Source organism: Flavobacterium sp. GNP008, assembly GCF_056428965.1.
Genome location: NZ_JBWJVL010000004.1, coordinates 331,647 through 347,982, shown reverse-complemented (window position 1 = coordinate 347,982; position 16,336 = coordinate 331,647). Strand labels below are relative to the sequence as shown.

The following is a 16,336-nucleotide window of genomic DNA, read 5'->3' as shown; positions in this document are numbered from 1 at the left end:
GCATTGTTGGTAATGATTGGTTTAATAAAGCTACAGGAAAAGATATGTATTGTACGGATGATGCATCTGTAAAAACAATTGGAGAGGGTACTGAAAAAGAAGGTGCAATGTCTCCAATAAATTTATTAAGCACTACTATTACAGATGAGTTGCGAATGTCGACAAATTTTAAAGGCAAAGTAATTGGCATGAGCCTTAAAGATAGAGGTGCTATTTTGCCAGCGGGTCATTTTGCTAATTGGGCTTTTTGGTACAGCAAAACGGGTGCTTTTATTTCTAGTACTTTTTATGGTTCCGAATTACCTAATTGGGTAGTGAAATTCAACCAAGAAAAACGGTACATGAATTACATTAATAAAGGTTGGGATTTATTAAAACCTATTGCTACTTATAACGAAAGTCTTACTGATGATAATCCTTATGAAGGGAAATTAGATAAAGCCAATGCACCTGTATTTCCTTATGATTTAAGCAAGATTTATAAAGACAAAGGGGCTGACGTTTTACGTACTACACCTTTTGGTAACGATATTTTGGCAGAATTAGCTATGAAAGCTATAGAAGAAGAAAATTTAGGAAAAGATGAATTCACGGATTTTTTAACCGTTAGTTTTTCTTCAACAGATTATGTTGGACATACTTTTGGGCCACGCTCAATGGAGTTACAAGATACTTATTTACGTCTAGATCAAACAGTAGCTCAATTATTAAATCATTTAAACAAAACAGTTGGTAAGGATAATTATTTACTATTCTTAACTGCTGATCATGCTGGGGCAGAAAATCCTAATTACCTTAGGGATAATAAATATAATGTAAAAAATATCCCTTCAAAAGATATTGTTGATGCTTTAAAAAAATATTCTAACGAAACGTTCGGTGTTGATTTAATATTGGATTATTCGAACTTTAATCTTTTTTTTAATAAAGTAGTACTAAAACAAAAAGGGTTAGAATTGGAAAAAGTAAAACAAAGTTTCAAAGACTTTTTGATGACTCAAGATCAAGTTAAAAGAGTATACACTGAAGAAGAAATTTTAGGTTCCTCAGGAGATGATTATTTTTTAAGTTTTATTTCAAGAGGATATGATCCTAAACAAAATGGAGAACTTGTCATACTTGATAAAGCGGGGTATATGCAATATCAAGCCACAGGTACTACTCATGGTTCTCCTAACAGTTATGACACTCATGTCCCATTACTTTTTTATGGTTGGAAAGTTCCCAAAGGCGAATTACATGCTAAAAAATACATTACTCAAATTGCACCTACACTTTCACAAATGTTGAAAATTCCATTTCCTAATGGAACAGAATCTGAAGTTCTTGACACGCTTCTCGATAAAAATTAATTGTACTGCTAATTTTTAAAATAAAAAGTCCCATATGATAATACAAATGGGACTTTTATTTTATAGCGATGTTACTGCAACGGGTAGCGGAATTTGATTTTTTATTAAATCTTCAAAAGTTTCACGAGCTCTAATTAAGTGTCCTTCGCCATTCATCCATAATACTTCGGCTGGCTTGTATCTTGAATTATAATTTGACGCCATAGAGAAACAATAGGCTCCTGCATTTCTAAAACATAAAACATCACCTTCCTTTATCTCAGCTATTTTTCTGTTATTAGCAAAAGTATCGGTTTCACAAATGTATCCTACCACGGAGTAAAAACGTTCTTTTCCTTTCGGATGGGATATGTTTTCAATATGGTGTTGTGAGCCATAAAACATTGGTCTAATCAAATGATTAAAACCACTGTCTATTCCTGCAAAAACGGTTGAAGTCGTTTGTTTTACAACATTAACTTTAGCCAAGAAAGTACCTGCTTCACTTACTAAAAACTTACCTGGTTCAAATATTAGGGTTAATTCTTTTCCATATTCAGTACAAAAGGCCTTGAATCTTTTTGATAATTTTTTACCTAGTTCTTCAATATCCGTTTCGATATCGTCTTTTTTATAAGGTACTTTAAATCCACTTCCGAAGTCTAGGAATTCAAGATTTTTAAAGTTTTTTGCTGCATCAAATAATATTTCAGCAGCATATAGAAATACTTCTATGTCCAAAATATCAGATCCTGTATGCATATGGATTCCAACGATGTTCATTTTTGTATTTTCAACAATTCGGACTAAATGAGGTAATTGGTGAACGGAAATACCAAATTTACTATCGATATGACCAACAGATATATTTGCATTTCCACCAGCCATAACGTGAGGGTTAATACGAATACAAACAGGTACAGTAGGGTGCTTAGTACCAAACTGTTCTAAAATGGATAAATTATCGATATTAATTTGAACTCCCATTGCATTTACTTCCTCAATTTCCTCCAGAGAAACACCATTTGGAGTGTAAAATATTTTTTCGGGTTCATAGCCGGCATGAAGTCCTAACAATACTTCTTGAATAGAAACAGTATCTAAACCAGCCCCCATTTCTTTTAATAACTGAAGTATTGCAACATTAGACAACGCTTTCATTGCATAGTTGATTCGTAACTTATCTACTTTAGCAAAAGCTTTAGTTAATCTGTTGTATTGAGATTGGATCTTTTCGGCATCATAAACGTATAATGGACTACCAAATTGTTCTGCTAATTGTACTAAGTCTTTTGATTGCATGATTATTAATTTTGTGCAAATTTATTATTCTTTATTTAGTTCCACAAGTGTATGAGTGAATTCTAACAAATTCTAACAAAAAGTTATAAATTAAACATTAACTTTTTTTACAAAAAAAATAACCCTCGACAAATTTTTCTGTCAAGGGTTATGAAATGTTATTGAAAATTATAAGTTGGGTAAATCGCCATTTCCTTTGGTTGGTAAATTGGTATAACCCATTAAGTATTTATCGACTTCTCTGGCAGCTTCACGACCTTCGGATATTGCCCAAACAATTAATGATTGGCCCCTACGCATGTCACCAGCAGTAAATATATGGGGTACATTCGTTTGATAATTAGTCGCGTTATAATTGCTTCTCGCGTCAATTTCTAATCCTAACAGGTCACTTAGTGTTTTTTCAGGACCTGTGAATCCTAGAGCTAATAAAGCTAAATCACAAGGCCATATTTTCTCTGAACCTTCTTTTTCTATCAATTCGGGTCTTTGTCCTGGTATTGTTTTCCAAGCCACTTCAACGGTTTTCAATCCAGTTAATTGGCCGCTTTCATTTGAAATAAATTCTTTAGTATTGATTAACCAGTTTCTATCGCAACCTTCTTCATGTGAAGAAGATGTTTTGAGTTGCAATGGCCAAAAAGGCCAAGGAGTAGTGTCACTTCTTCCACCGGGTGGTTTGGGTAAAATCTCAAAATTAGTAACTGATTTTGCACCGTGCCTGTTGGAGGTACCCACACAGTCGGAACCAGTATCTCCACCGCCAATTACGATTACATTTTTACCTGTTGCCATTATTTGATTGGGAATTATCTCCCCATAAAGTGATTTAGTTTGTTGAGTCAAGAAAGTCATTGCTTGAACAACTCCTTTACTTTCGATTCCTTTGGTTGGTAAACTTCGTCTGTCGGTTGCACCACCACATAATACGATAGAATTGAAAGTGTTCAATTCTTCGACACTGTAATTTACGCCAACGTTTACATTTGTTTTAAAAATAATTCCTTCTGCTTCTAAAACAGTCACTCGTCTATCAATAATCCCTTTTTCTAATTTGAAATTTGGAATTCCATAACGTAATAATCCGCCAATGGCATTGTCACGTTCAAAAACGGTAACGGTATGTCCGGCACGATTCAATTGTTGTGCAGCGGCTAAACCAGCAGGGCCAGAGCCTATAACTGCAACCGTTTTTCCTGTTCTAACTTCAGGTGGTTGTGGTTTAATCCAGCCTTCAGCAAAACCTCTTTCGATAATGTTTTTCTCAATATTTTCAATAGCTACTGGTTCACTTATAATTCCCAACACACATGATTTTTCACATGGAGCAGGGCACAACCGACCTGTGAATTCAGGAAAGTTATTGGTCGATTGCAAGATTTTTAAGGCACCTTCCCATTCTTCCTGATGTACCATATCGTTAAAATCAGGGATTAGATTTCCCAAAGGGCAGGCACTGTGACAAAAAGGAATTCCACAATCCATACATCTGGAACCCTGTTCTTTAATTTTATCTTTGGGTAACAGAATTGTAAATTCATTATAATTCGATACTCTTTCTAGAACTGCAACATTACTTTCGTCAGTTCTCGTGTATTCTTTAAATCCTCCTATCTTTCCCATAACTATAGTGCTAGTAGTTCTTCAATTTGTTTTTCTTCGGCTAATCTTTGTAATGCTTTCTTGTAATCTGTAGGCATCACTTTAACGAAATGGGAGCTTTGATTTTCCCAATCTTCTAAAATCCTTTTTGCCAAAGGACTATTGGTATACATAGAATGATTTTTTATCAGATGTTTGAGTTTAGTGAAATCATCCTTTTCCAATGGTTCAAAAGCGACCATTTCCATATTACATAAGGTAGCATCGAATTTTTTATTTGGATCAAAGATATAAGCAATCCCACCACTCATTCCTGCGGCAAAATTTCTTCCTGTTTTTCCAAGAACTACTACAGTTCCTCCAGTCATATATTCGCATCCATGATCTCCAATTCCTTCCACTACTGCTGTTGCTCCAGAATTTCTAACGCAAAAACGTTCACCAGCCATTCCATTGATATAGGCTTCACCGGTGATTGCACCATAAAGGGCAACATTACCAATAATAATATTTTCTTCTGGCTTGAAAGTGGCAGTAGGAGGGACTTTGATAATTAATTTTGCTCCGGAAAGTCCTTTTCCTAAATAATCATTACAGTTTCCATGTATTTTGAATGATAGACCATTTGTAGCAAAAGCACCAAAACTTTGTCCGGCAGAGCCTTCAAAATCAACTAATATAGTATCATCGGGTAAACCTTGTGCGCCGTATATTTTTGAAATCTCATTACTTAATATCGCCCCAACAGAACGATCCGTATTTTTAATTTTAAAAGTAACTCTGGTTCTTTCTTTCCTATAAATAGAAGGAATAGCCGCTTTTATAATTTCAAAATCAAGTACATGGTCTAAAGCATGGTCTTGTGTAGTCGTATTATGGTTTGGAACTGTTTTTGCTTTTTCTGGTTTATAAAGGATAGAAGATAAATCCAATCCGCTTGCTTTATAATGTTTAATCGCTTTGTTGACATTCAATTTTTGTGATTGTCCCACCATTTCTTTTAATGTTCTAAACCCTAGTTGTGCCATGATTTCTCTCAACTCTTCTGCAATGAAATACATAAAATTGATGATGTGTTCCGGCGTTCCTTTGAAATTCTTTCTCAATTCAGGATCTTGCGTTGCAATACCTACGGGACACGTATTCAAGTGGCATGCTCTCATCATAATACAACCAGACGCTACTAAAGGTGCTGTCGCAAAACCAAATTCTTCCGCACCAAGTAAAGCAGCAATGGCTACATCACGTCCTGTTTTTAATTGTCCGTCACATTCCAAAACGACACGACTTCTTAAATCATTTAGAATTAATGTTTGTTGTGCTTCGGCAAGTCCAAGTTCCCAAGGAATACCGGTATGTTGTAGTGATGTTAATGGTGCAGCACCGGTTCCTCCGTCGTATCCTGAAATCAAAATCACATCGGCTTTTGCTTTAGCAACACCGGCAGCGATTGTTCCAACACCAACTTCAGAGACTAATTTAACATTAATACGTGCTTCACGATTGGCATTTTTTAAATCAAAAATCAATTGTGATAAATCTTCAATGGAGTAAATATCGTGATGTGGCGGAGGCGAAATTAGTCCAACATAAGGTGTTGAGTTTCTCACCGCAGCTATCCAAGGCACGACTTTTTCCCCGGGTAATTGACCTCCTTCTCCAGGTTTTGCTCCTTGAGCCATTTTTATTTGAATCTCTTTGGCATTTGTCAAATAATTGATAGATACACCAAATCGTCCTGAAGCGACTTGTTTAATAGCACTGTTTCTAGAATCACCATTTATGTCTTTTTGGAAACGGTTAGAATCTTCTCCACCTTCTCCAGAATTACTTTTACCGCCAATTCGATTCATCGCAATCGCTAGATTTTCGTGGGCTTCCTGACTGATAGATCCATAGGACATGGCGCCAGTTTTGAATTTTTTTACAATCTCAGTCCAAGGTTCCACTTCGTCAATTGGGATAGGATCTAAGTTGTTAAATTCAAATAAGCCTCTAATTGTCATTAGGTTTTCGCTTTGATCATTGACCATAGTAGCGTATTCCTTGTAACTTTCAGGACTGTTCAAACGTACTGCTTGTTGGAGTTTAGCAATCGTTGTTGGGTTAAACATGTGTTTTTCTCCCGATCTTCTCCACCTGTAAATGCCTCCAATTTCCAAAGGTAATAAATTGCTTACTTTTGAATTTGGAAATGCTTTTTGGTATCTTTTCTTGATTTCTTTTTCGACTTCCATGAGACCAATTCCTTCAATTCTGGAAGGGGTATACGGAAAATATTTAGAAGTGAATGTTTTATTTAATCCTAAAATTTCAAAAATCTGAGCCGCTCGGTACGAATGTAGCGTAGAGATGCCAATCTTATTCATGATTTTAAGTATCCCTTTTGCAATGGCTTTATTATAATTTTTAATAGCATAATCCGCTTTTATACCAGTAATAAAACCTTGATTAACTTGGTCATGAATAATTTCATTGACCATGTAAGGATTTATTGCACTTGCACCATAACCAAATAATAAGGCAAAATGATGCGGTTCGCGAGGTTCTGCAGACTCTATTATGATGCCAAATTTAGAACGAACTTTGAGAATATTTAGGGAATGATGAATATAGGAACAAGCCAATAGCATGGGTATTGGAGCCATTTTTTCGCTAACTCCTCTATCAGATATGATTACAATATTGCATCCTTCTGAAACAGCTTTAAAAGTCGCTTGAACCGCTTTTTCCAGAGCGCGTTCTAATCCATTTACTCCTTTTTCAATAGCATATAATGTAGAGATAGTTACCGATTTGAAATCCGCATGATCAATATTTCGTATTTTATCTAAATCCTCATTTGAAATAACGGGATTTTGTATTTTTAATTTTTTGCAATGTTTTGGAACAATATCAAAGATGTTATAATCGCCACCTATGGCTAAACTGATATCAGTAATAATTTCTTCACGAATACCATCCAATGGTGGATTGGTAACCTGAGCAAATAATTGTTTGAAATAGTTATATAAAAGTTGGGGTTGATCCGATAAAACCGCTAACGGAGTATCATTTCCCATCGAGCTTAACGCTTCTGCACCTTGGGATCCCATTGGGTTAATGATTGTCTTTAAGTCTTCTAGCGTATATCCAAAGAGTCTTTGTCGGGTTTCAAAATCAATATTTTCTACAGGAATCAGGTTGTCAGTATAGGGTATTTGAGCTAATTGCACTAGATTTTCATCTAGCCATTGTTTATATGGACGTTTGGTAACAATAGCATTTTTTATTTCGTCATCTTCAATAATTCGACCTTCATTCATATCCACAAGAAACATTTTTCCAGGTTCCAATCGACCGTGTTGAATCACATCTTCAGGTTTAATATCAAGAACACCAATCTCTGAGGACATAATTACAAAACCACTTTTTGTTAATGTATATCGGGATGGACGCAATCCATTTCGGTCCAATAATGCACCAATAACGTTACCATCTGTAAAAGGAATAGAAGCTGGGCCATCCCACGGTTCCATGATACAAGCATTGTATTCATAAAATGCTTTTTTGTCGGCTGACATGGTTTGGTGTTTTTCCCACGCTTCGGGAACAACCATCATCATGGCTTCCGGTAGAGAACGCCCCGTCATCAATAACAGTTCGATTACCATATCCATAGAAGCAGAATCTGATTTCCCTTCTAAAATAATTGGAAATAATTTTTTGATATCATCACCAAAAACATCACTTTTCATTAATTCTTCGCGGGCACGCATACGGCTAATGTTACCACGGAGTGTGTTAATTTCTCCGTTGTGACACATGTAACGAAATGGCTGTGCTAATTCCCAAGAAGGGAAGGTGTTAGTAGAAAAACGTTGGTGAACTAAGGCTAATCTGGTTACTAAATCATCATCTAACAAATCAGTATAGTATCTGCTGATGTCTTCGGGCATTAATAAACCTTTGTAAATTATGGTTGTTGTAGAGAAACTTGAAAAATAGAACATGTGACTCTCCGATATTCTTGAATTTCGGATGGTATGTTCTGCAATTTTTCTTGCAGCAAACATTTTTGCATTAAATTGTTGTTCCGTAAGTTCTAGTCCATTTTTGCCTACAAATACTTGTTTGACTGTGGGTTCTTTCTCGCCAGCAATTCGTCCTAAATTTGTAGCATCGACCGGGACGTCTCTCCATCCTAGTATTTCTAAATTTTGATTGCGGATGCAAGTTTCAAAAGTAGTTTTACAAAAAACAACTTGGTTTTTGCTTCTTGGCATAAAAACCATTCCTACGGCGTATTGTTTTGTTTCTGGGATTTCAAAATCGCACACTTTTTTAAAAAAAGTATGGGGGATATCAAATAATATTCCTGCTCCATCTCCAGTTCTACCATCGGAACTTACAGCACCTCGATGTTCTAATTTGATTAAAATATCTAATGCTTTGTGTATAATATCGTTTGATTTTATTCCATTCAAATTGCAAATAAAACCAGCTCCGCAATTGTCATGTTCAAATTCTGGCAAATAAAGGCCTTGTGCTTTAACTTTCATGCTCAATGTTTTTTTTATACAAAAATAAAGATTTCATTGAATATAATTCATTGTTTTGGTGTTAACGATTGTATTTTTGTAGTAAAATTATAAAAACGTTTGGTAAATGATAATTAAGTAATTTAAGCTTATTGGAATTGATAAATCGATAATTCACCTTTTTTTTAATGTAAGAAATAGCACTAATCCTTTGAAATTAGTGTGCTGAGCAAGATTAATTCAATCGTTATAGTGGTTTTTTAATTCTAAAACTGTCCTTATTATCATTTCATGAACTGAATTTAAAACAGAAAGGCAATTTTTAATTGTATACTAGGTATCATTATCTTGTTTTTAAATATAAAAAGATTTCTCTATTAAGATGAATTTTGCTATTTTTGTCCCACTTTTATTCTGAAATAAATTCAGAAACCAGACAAATTCTATATTATGAACATACACGAATATCAAGGAAAAGAAATTTTAGCTAGCTATGGAGTTCGCATTCAACGCGGAATCGTTGCTAACAGCCCAGTAGAAGCGGTTGCTGCTGCAAAACAATTAACTACCGAAACAGGTACAAGTTGGTATGTTGTAAAAGCCCAAGTTCATGCAGGTGGACGTGGAAAAGGCGGTGGAGTGAAACTTGCTAAAAATTTACAACAAGTAGAAGAAATTGCAACACAAATCATCGGAATGCAATTGGTAACACCTCAAACTTCTGCTGAAGGTAAAAAAGTGCACAAAGTTTTAATTGCTGAAGATGTCTATTATCCTGGTGAAAGTGAAACTTCTGAGTTTTATGTTTCTGTTTTATTAAATAGAGCTACTGGTCGTAATATGATTATGTATTCTACAGAAGGTGGAATGGATATTGAAGAAGTTGCTGAGCATACACCACATTTAATTTTTACCGAAGAAATTGACCCTTCTGTTGGATTACAAGGCTTTCAAGCAAGAAGAATTGCTTTTAACTTAGGTCTTTCTGGAAACGCTTTCAAAGAAATGGTAAAATTTATCGATTCTTTATACAATGCTTATATAGGTTCTGATGCTTCGATGTTTGAAATCAACCCGGTTTTAAAAACATCTGACAATAAGATTATGGCTGTAGATGCTAAAGTAAATATCGATGATAATGCTTTATACAGACAAAAGAAATATGCTGATATGCGTGATATTCGTGAGGAAAATCCAATCGAAGTTGAAGCAAAAGAAGTTGGTTTAAACTATGTTGATCTTGACGGTACAGTAGGATGTATGGTGAATGGGGCTGGTTTAGCTATGGCAACTATGGATTTAATCAAATATGCTGGTTTTGAACCTGCTAATTTCCTTGACGTAGGGGGAACTGCTGATGCAAAACGTGTTGAAACGGCTTTCCGTATTATCTTAAAAGATCCAAACGTAAAAGCAATTTTGATTAATATTTTTGGAGGGATCGTTCGTTGTGACCGTGTGGCGCAAGGAGTTGTTGATGCTTACAAAAATATGGGTGATGCAATTAAAGTACCAATCATTGTTCGTTTACAAGGTACAAATGCTGCTATTGCAAAAGAATTAATTGATAATTCTGGAATGCCAATTTTATCTGCAGTTGAATTTCAAGAAGCAGCTGATCAAGTAAAAGCTGCACTTTCTTAATTAGAAAATAGTTATATATTAAAATCCTGAGTGAAAGCTCAGGATTTTTTTGTGCCATATACGTACACTGTTGATGATACTGTGCTTGAAGTTTTTAGATTTTTATAAGTAAAAGGATTTTGGTAATAAATTAAAGTTATCATAAGAATTCAATTATGTGTGCCATATCGAATACCTTTACTGTGTGCTACTATTAATTTTTTTAGTTTAAAGTAATCTGTTACGAAATGAAACTTCATATACAAAATAATTTTACCGCAGAATTACCTGCCGACCCAAGTGAGATCAATACTCCGAGACAGGTTGAGCAAGCTTGTTTTTCTTATGTAGTACCAAAACAGCCTTCGAATCCTTCCCTAATTCACGCTTCAGTAGAAGTGGCTAATTTTTTAGGATTATCTCAAGAAGATATACTTTCAGAGGGTTTTTTAAATACCTTTTCAGGGAATACCGTTTATCCTGGCACGAAACCGTATGCTTTGAGTTATGCCGGACATCAATTTGGTAATTGGGCTGGACAATTAGGAGACGGTCGTGCAATCAATCTTACTGAAGTCGTTCATGAAAATAATACCTACACTTTACAACTAAAAGGAGCAGGGCCTACACCATATTCCCGTACAGCCGATGGTTTTGCAGTTTTGCGTTCTTCTATACGAGAGCATTTGTGTGCCGAAGCGATGCATTATTTGGGTGTTCCAACAACACGGTCGCTTTCACTAATGCTTTCTGGCGATCAAGTACTGCGTGATGTATTGTATAATGGAAATCCTGCCTACGAAAAAGGTGCAATCGTTTGTAGAGTGGCTCCTTCTTTTATCCGTTTTGGTAGCTTTGAATTGTTTGCTTCCCGCGAAGATCATGTTAATCTAAAATTATTGACGGATTATACCATCAAACATCATTTCCCTCATATTCAAGGGGATGGTGTCGGAAAATATCTGGAATTTTTTCATGAAGTTACCCAAACTACCCTAAACATGATTGTGCACTGGCAATGTGTAGGTTTTGTTCATGGAGTTATGAATACCGATAATATGTCTATTCACGGCATTACCATTGATTATGGACCTTACGGTTGGTTGGAAGATTATAATTCCAGTTGGACTCCAAATACAACCGATAGACAGCATAAGAGATACCGTTTTGGCAATCAACCTGAAATTGCGCTCTGGAACTTGTATCAGTTGGCGAATGCTTTGTACCCTTTAATTCAGGATGCGAAACCTCTTGAAGCTATTTTGGATGCTTTTAGTACAGATTTCGAAAAGGAGTATTTGAATATGATGCAAAATAAACTCGGTTTACAAATCAAAAAAGAAGATGATGCTGTTTTAATTCAGAGTTTGACAGCGCTACTTGAAAAGGTAGAAACTGATATGACCATTTTTTTTAGAAATTTAAGTAATGTTGCCAAAGCTGATACGGCAATAACAGCTTTCAATACCATAAAAGACGCTTTTTATAATGAAAAGGATTTGAATGAAACTATCTTGAAAGATTGGCACAATTGGTTTGAGAAGTACAGTATTCGAATCAATGAAGAAACACTTTCAGATTCTGCAAGAAAAGAGCAAATGAATGCAGTTAATCCTAAATATGTTTTACGAAATTACATGGCGCAATTGTGTATTGATGACGCAGATAAGGGAGATTATTCGTTGTTAAATGAGTTGTTTGAAATGCTTAAAAATCCTTATGACGAACAACCAAATTTACAAAAATGGTTTGCCAAAAGACCCGATTGGGCCAGAGACAAAGTAGGATGTTCGATGTTAAGCTGTAGTTCTTAAATTGGATTTGAGCAATATTAAATTACATTGAAAATAAAATCTATTTAACACCGATTTTTTCTTGGCCTCTTAAAATAATGTTATTTTTAGTGTCTAAATTCTCTTTGGTTTTCCCCAAAATGTTAATGATGTCAAATTTAATATCGCTTTTTCTTAAATTATAAAATGTTTCTGAATTGGTGACTTCAACTTCTAAAATATAGTTTCGGTCCAATTTGAAAGTCTCAATATTGTTTTTTATTAATACACCATTTACCATATAAATGACATCGTTGCTTTTTATTTTGGTAAATCCAGATTTAATTTGTTCCAAACTTATAAAATTATATTTCTTAGGATTTTTGGAAGTAATGTAAATTTGACCATGGTATACAGTATCATTTATTGTGGTGTCTTTTTTTATAACATTTACAGATTCAATTTCATTTGGGTCGATGTATTCCATTGAATTTGTCGAAACTAATTTTGAATCAATAAACATGGCTGGTTCTTCAGCTTTATTGTTTTGTCCAAAAAATAGGGTAGTAACAAATAATATAGCGAAGGTTAGAATACATTTCATTTTTGAAAGGATAAATTAGTAATGATGAATAAATATACAGAAAATCCTGAGTGAAAGCTCAGGATTTTTTGTTTAATTTTCTAAAGACGTACAGATCTGCACATATTGCTATTTTTTATTCTTACCGAAATTAAATTTCACTTTCTCCACTATTTGAACTTTTGGAGTTCCTTTTGTAAATTGTTTTTTGAATGGTTTCTTAGCAGCAGGTTTCGATTTTGAAGGACTTTCGTCACCTCTTGATTTTTCCTCATCTCTTGGCTTTGCTTTGAATTCTGCTCTTTCAGAAGTTCCTTCTTTAACAGGAATTTGAGCTTTGTGTTTGGCTAAAACATCGTTCGGGTTTTTTGGATTTTCTTTCGTTCCACGCAAGTGAATTACTAATGCATTTAGGAAATTACGCAACACTTGGTCACCACATTCCATATAATTTTCATGTTTTTCATCACGAAAAAAAGCGCCCAATTCGGATTTAGTGATTCTAAAATCTACTAATTCTAATATTTCAACTATTTGATCGTCTCGCAACATTAATGCCACGCGAAGTTTTTTAAAGATATCGTTATTTGTCATCATATTCTAATTTTATACAAAGGTACGGTTAAAAAGTAATTGGACCACAATTTTAGATTTAGAATTGGTTTTGGTTTAGAAGACGAATTATTTTATCCAAATCTTCTTTTTCGTGATTAGCTGTAATTACAATTCTATTTAAATCCTTAGCGTCTCTGTTTGGATATTTAAAATTAGTTACAATGATTTTATTAGCAATGAAAACAGCATTAATCCCTTCAATTCCTATGTAGATTAGTGGATAATTAGGATCAAAATGAATGGATGTATTTTTAATTAAATGAGTATCAATGTAGTTCAAATTGTCTTTTAATTTTTGATGCTGTTGTAAATAGAGCGCTGATGCATCAGCCATAGTTTGAACAAATGCAGGGTTCATGCCGGCACTGGACGCAAATGTATCAGAAGTCATTATTTGATTAATAAATTCGGAATCGCTGGCAATTAGACCACCAGTCAATCCGAAAGCTTTCCCTAAAGACGCCACCATGATTTTTCTTTTAATAGTAGGAAAATTGATTGTCGAATAAGTCCCAGATCCATTTGTGCCCAAAATTCCAAGCGAATGTGATTCGTCAATGATCACTGTAATTTCTTTATTAGACGGTATCGAATTCAGAATTGTAAGATCGATTGGTTTTACATGAAAAGAGGGAACCGAATCAGTTAGAATAGTGATTTTTTCAGTTGCAGCATCCAACAAACGCGGATTTAATTGGTTTCCAATATAAACAGGAAGACTTTTAGGTACTTTTATCGCAGTATGTGTATTTGGAAAATGAAAAAAGCAATCCGTTTCAGGTGTTACTGCTTCAATTACTAATTTACCCGCTAACATTCCTGAAGAAAGTGTAAGTGCAACCTCTGCTCTGATAAAATTGGCTAAAAAGCGTTCTCCGTTTTCATAAGCGGTTAGCTGAATGTTTGCATTTCTAGAACTTCCGTAAGCCGTTCCCCATTGCAAAATATTTTTGATAAGCAGTTTTTGAAATTCTGGATGTGTTGGTAAACCCAAATAAGCTGTTCCTCCAAAATAAAGATATTCTTCATTTTCGATTTCAATTATTCGATCTGGAAATTGGTTGACTTTCATTTAAAATTACATTAGAGTTACACCAGTTCCATTGATTTTAGAATAGTTTATTTTTCCAAAATCGATTGTTACGCCAGTTGCAATATCTTCTGCCAAAAGTAATGCGCCATCCATATCTACATAGTCCAATTGGGGCAATAAATGGGCAATTGCAGATATTCCTACTGTCGATTCAGTCATACAGCCCACCATGGTTTTTAAACCTAATTTTTTAGCTTCCTGAATCATTCGTCTTCCAGGAGTTAATCCGCCACATTTTACTAATTTTATATTTACACCATGAAAATGCTCGTGGCATTTAGTGACATCTTCTTCTATGATACAACTTTCGTCCGCAATTATTGGTAAAACTGAATGTTTGAAAACTTCTTTGTGTCCTTCCCAATGGTCTGCTTTCATGGGTTGTTCCAGGAATTCTACCCCCAGTTTTTTTAGTTCAACAGCATTATTTATAGTTTCTTCCACGCCCCAACCACAATTAGCGTCGATTCTAAAAATAGCATTCGTGTGTTTTCGAAGTTCAGTTACAATGGCAATATCTTCTTTGGTTCCTAATTTTATTTTATAAATAGGCCAAGGTAATTCTTTCATTTTTTCAATCATTTTTTCAATGGAAGCAATTCCAATGGTATAATCGGTCAAGGGATTTTTATCGAGGGTATAATTCCACAATTCATATAATCTCTTTCCTTTTTTACGCGCGTAGAAATCATTGTATGCCATGTCCAAAGCGCACAATGCAAACATATCGTCTTTTAAAAAAGGATGTATTTTTGCCCAAAATTCTTCAGGTGCTTCATCTGTAGTGTTTTCAATTATAGTGCGAATTTTTTCTAAATCCTGCATCATCATAGGAACAGTTGTCTTGTAATACGGATTTGAGGTAGCTTCTCCAAAACCGGAGAACCCATCACACTGCAATTCCACAATCAACGAAGGTTGAAAGTCTATCGATTCTCTCGAAATCGTGAAGGTGTGTTTTAATTTGAGGTTGTATTCTCTTAAGATTAGTTTCATTTGAATTTGATTTTGCACTTAAAATTAATGAGTTTTTTTAAAAGGGCGATTTAATAACCAAGCCATAAAATCGCTTTTGTAAAATTATCACGCCATAATTTTTCATTGTGTTGTCCGCCTTTTATAATTTTTTTTTCATTCAAATGAAGGCAGTAACATCTATTTGAATTTAATAAATATTCCATTTTGTTCAAATCCGAAACCATATCATCACTTTCATTATCTCCACAAAGGAAATAGATTTTAGACTTTATCTTTTTGGATTTTTCAGTCAGATTGTAAATGTCTTTAGTGTACCAGAACGAAGGTGAAAACACACCTGCTTTTCCAAATATTTCTGGGTATTTTAAGACTGCATAGTAAGATGTAAGTCCGCCCAGAGAACTTCCCATGATAATAGTGTTTTTCTTTTTGCTTTTGGTTCTGTAGCTTTTATCAATTTGAGGTTTAAGAGTTTTCACGATAAATTCTAAATAATTATCCGCATTGCCTCCTCCGTATTTTTGATTTTTGTAGGGTGTTAACTCCTCAATTCGCTTATCATTACCATGTTCGATTCCTACGACAATAACTTGTGCTTTGAGGCTGTCCAATTTTTCATCCACATTCCATTCACCCGAATAGGATGTTTTAGCATCAAATAAATTTTGAGCATCATGCATGTAAATTACTGAAAATTTCTTTTTGGAGGTTAAATAATTTTCCGGTAAATAAATCCAGATTTTCTTGACGGTTTGTAGTTGTGGCGCTTCAATAGTAAATGTGGAAACTTGTTTTGAAGCAGTGCTTTCTCTTGGCTGTTTAGAGTCTTGAGCAGTTGTTTTTGTAAGTATAAAACAGCAGACGAGCAGTAGGAGCTGTGATCGAATCATTATTAGTTTTTGTGTTTTGATTTAAAA

At 34.5% G+C, this 16,336-nt stretch carries 11 protein-coding genes; 3 read left to right on the top strand and 8 right to left on the bottom strand.

Annotated features, from left to right (window positions below; all coding sequences use genetic code 11):
* Positions 1-1,352: alkaline phosphatase family protein (locus tag AC0608_RS13455; protein ID WP_478289421.1), on the top strand; the 1,352-nt coding region annotated here is incomplete at its 5' end.
* A gap of 60 nt (positions 1,353-1,412) precedes the next feature.
* On the opposite strand, the gene lysA is transcribed toward AC0608_RS13455, so the two are convergent.
* From lysA to gltB, 3 genes are all read right to left on the bottom strand, one after another.
* A complete protein-coding gene (lysA, locus tag AC0608_RS13450; protein ID WP_417959412.1) occupies positions 1,413-2,633 on the bottom strand; it encodes a diaminopimelate decarboxylase in 1,221 nt (406 codons plus the stop codon).
* Positions 2,634-2,801: 168 nt separating this feature from the next.
* Positions 2,802-4,256, bottom strand: coding sequence for a glutamate synthase subunit beta (locus AC0608_RS13445; RefSeq protein WP_417959413.1), 1,455 nt, complete (start codon positions 4,254-4,256; stop codon positions 2,802-2,804).
* Positions 4,257-4,258: 2 nt separating this feature from the next.
* Complete coding sequence (gene gltB, locus AC0608_RS13440) at positions 4,259-8,776, bottom strand: glutamate synthase large subunit (RefSeq protein ID WP_478289420.1); 4,518 nt, start codon at positions 8,774-8,776, stop codon at positions 4,259-4,261.
* 429 nt (positions 8,777-9,205) lie between these two features.
* Between gltB and sucC the strand changes: the two genes are divergently transcribed.
* Both sucC and AC0608_RS13430 read left to right on the top strand, forming a co-directional pair.
* Positions 9,206-10,399, top strand: coding sequence for an ADP-forming succinate--CoA ligase subunit beta (gene sucC / locus AC0608_RS13435; protein ID WP_417959415.1), 1,194 nt, complete (start codon positions 9,206-9,208; stop codon positions 10,397-10,399).
* 227 nt (positions 10,400-10,626) lie between these two features.
* On the top strand, positions 10,627-12,192 hold the full coding sequence (locus AC0608_RS13430; protein WP_478289419.1) for a protein adenylyltransferase SelO: 1,566 nt from the start codon (positions 10,627-10,629) through the stop codon (positions 12,190-12,192).
* 40 nt (positions 12,193-12,232) lie between these two features.
* On the opposite strand, the gene AC0608_RS13425 is transcribed toward AC0608_RS13430, so the two are convergent.
* The 5 genes from AC0608_RS13425 to AC0608_RS13405 form a co-directional block, all read right to left on the bottom strand.
* Positions 12,233-12,754: a hypothetical protein gene (locus AC0608_RS13425; protein ID WP_478289418.1), complete on the bottom strand. Its 522-nt coding sequence runs from the start codon at positions 12,752-12,754 to the stop codon at positions 12,233-12,235.
* Between the two features lie 108 nt (positions 12,755-12,862).
* The gene (locus tag AC0608_RS13420) at positions 12,863-13,327 is read right to left on the bottom strand and encodes a DUF1456 family protein (protein ID WP_417974677.1); all 465 of its coding nucleotides are present in this window, start codon (positions 13,325-13,327) and stop codon (positions 12,863-12,865) included.
* Positions 13,328-13,385: 58 nt separating this feature from the next.
* The gene (locus tag AC0608_RS13415; RefSeq protein ID WP_478289417.1) at positions 13,386-14,420 is read right to left on the bottom strand and encodes an aminotransferase class I/II-fold pyridoxal phosphate-dependent enzyme; all 1,035 of its coding nucleotides are present in this window, start codon (positions 14,418-14,420) and stop codon (positions 13,386-13,388) included.
* A gap of 6 nt (positions 14,421-14,426) precedes the next feature.
* Positions 14,427-15,437 carry a dipeptide epimerase gene (locus AC0608_RS13410; RefSeq protein ID WP_417959419.1) on the bottom strand — a complete coding sequence of 337 codons (1,011 nt, stop codon included), beginning with the start codon at positions 15,435-15,437 and terminating at the stop codon, positions 14,427-14,429.
* A gap of 50 nt (positions 15,438-15,487) precedes the next feature.
* Entirely contained in the window at positions 15,488-16,309 is an 822-nt protein-coding gene (locus tag AC0608_RS13405) for an alpha/beta hydrolase (RefSeq protein WP_478289416.1), read from the bottom strand.
* Between the last annotated feature and the right edge of the window lie 27 nt (positions 16,310-16,336).

Coding starts and splice junctions, on each gene's coding strand:
- lysA (WP_417959412.1), bottom strand. CDS start 2,633: ATGCAATCAAAAGACTTAGTACAATTAGCAGAACAATTTGGTAGTCCA.
- AC0608_RS13445 (WP_417959413.1), bottom strand. CDS start 4,256: ATGGGAAAGATAGGAGGATTTAAAGAATACACGAGAACTGACGAAAGT.
- gltB (WP_478289420.1), bottom strand. CDS start 8,776: ATGAAAGTTAAAGCACAAGGCCTTTATTTGCCAGAATTTGAACATGAC.
- sucC (WP_417959415.1), top strand. CDS start 9,206: ATGAACATACACGAATATCAAGGAAAAGAAATTTTAGCTAGCTATGGA.
- AC0608_RS13430 (WP_478289419.1), top strand. CDS start 10,627: ATGAAACTTCATATACAAAATAATTTTACCGCAGAATTACCTGCCGAC.
- AC0608_RS13425 (WP_478289418.1), bottom strand. CDS start 12,754: ATGAAATGTATTCTAACCTTCGCTATATTATTTGTTACTACCCTATTT.
- AC0608_RS13420 (WP_417974677.1), bottom strand. CDS start 13,327: ATGACAAATAACGATATCTTTAAAAAACTTCGCGTGGCATTAATGTTG.
- AC0608_RS13415 (WP_478289417.1), bottom strand. CDS start 14,420: ATGAAAGTCAACCAATTTCCAGATCGAATAATTGAAATCGAAAATGAA.
- AC0608_RS13410 (WP_417959419.1), bottom strand. CDS start 15,437: ATGAAACTAATCTTAAGAGAATACAACCTCAAATTAAAACACACCTTC.
- AC0608_RS13405 (WP_478289416.1), bottom strand. CDS start 16,309: ATGATTCGATCACAGCTCCTACTGCTCGTCTGCTGTTTTATACTTACA.